This is a genomic window from Neisseria sp. P0021.S007, from assembly GCF_051956855.1.
The window spans coordinates 1-903 of record NZ_JBQCXA010000244.1 but is presented as its reverse complement, the minus strand read 5'-3'; the positions used below and the strand labels follow the sequence as shown (position 1 = coordinate 903).

Here is a 903-nt window from a genome sequence, read left to right as displayed (position 1 = left end):
GTTGAGGCGGTGCGTAATCATGCCGCCGAAGACGATGATGTTGAGTGCCACGAGGGCGGCGAAAAGCCATTTCATGAGTTGTTTTCCTTTTTTGTGTTCGGGTGCCGTTGTGGTGTGCGGACGATTTTGTGTTGTTATTTTGTGGCGAATTGGCATCAAAACCAATCGGCTGAAGTTTGCTGCGTCTGAAGGTCGTCTGAAAACCCGGTTTGATGTTTTCAGACGACCTTTTTAAATCTGCGCTACGGCGTTGCTGCTTATTCGGGCAGTGTGTCGGTCTGTTCCTGCTCGTGCGCGACCCAGTTCAATAAACCGTAAATGACGAGATTATCTACAATTTTTACCGTATTGTCCAAAACAAACTGCTTGGGCAGGGCGTTGACGACTTTGCTTGCGCCGCCACCGGTAATGATGACGTCAACGGGTTTGCCTTCGCCCGTTTTTTGTTGCAGCCGCCCGTGCATCATGATGACGGCTCCGCAAACGGCATCCATCATGCCGCTGGTGATGGCGTTGGGCGTGGTAGTGGGGAAGGGGTACACTTTGCCGGCGGGGCGGTCGAGGTTGGCGGTTTTGGCGGCGAGGGCTTCTTTCATCAGGTGGAAGCCGGGCATGATGGTGCCGCCGAGGTAGTGGTTGTCTTCGGTGAGTGCGTCGGTGGTTACGGCGGTGCCGCAGCTGACGACGACGCAGGCGTTTTGGCTGAAGCGGCGGCTGCCCAAGGCGTTGAACCAGCGGTCGGAACCGTGTTCGGCGGGGTTGCGGTAGTGGTTGCGGATGCCGAGTGCCTGCGGCATCGAGGGCAGCCAGCGGACGGGCGCGGTCAGGTGGGCTTCGACGAGGGCTTTTTTGAGGTCGCCACACACGGCGCAGCCGACGATGCGGGTGCGGTCGTCTGAACGC

1 protein-coding gene is annotated in these 903 nt (G+C 57.9%); it reads right to left on the bottom strand.

What is annotated here, in order from left to right:
- Window positions 1–257: 257 nt before the first annotated feature.
- Window positions 258–903 (bottom strand): type III pantothenate kinase (locus ACTHUR_RS12560; protein ID WP_440398818.1); only part of this gene is annotated, 646 nt, incomplete at its 5' end.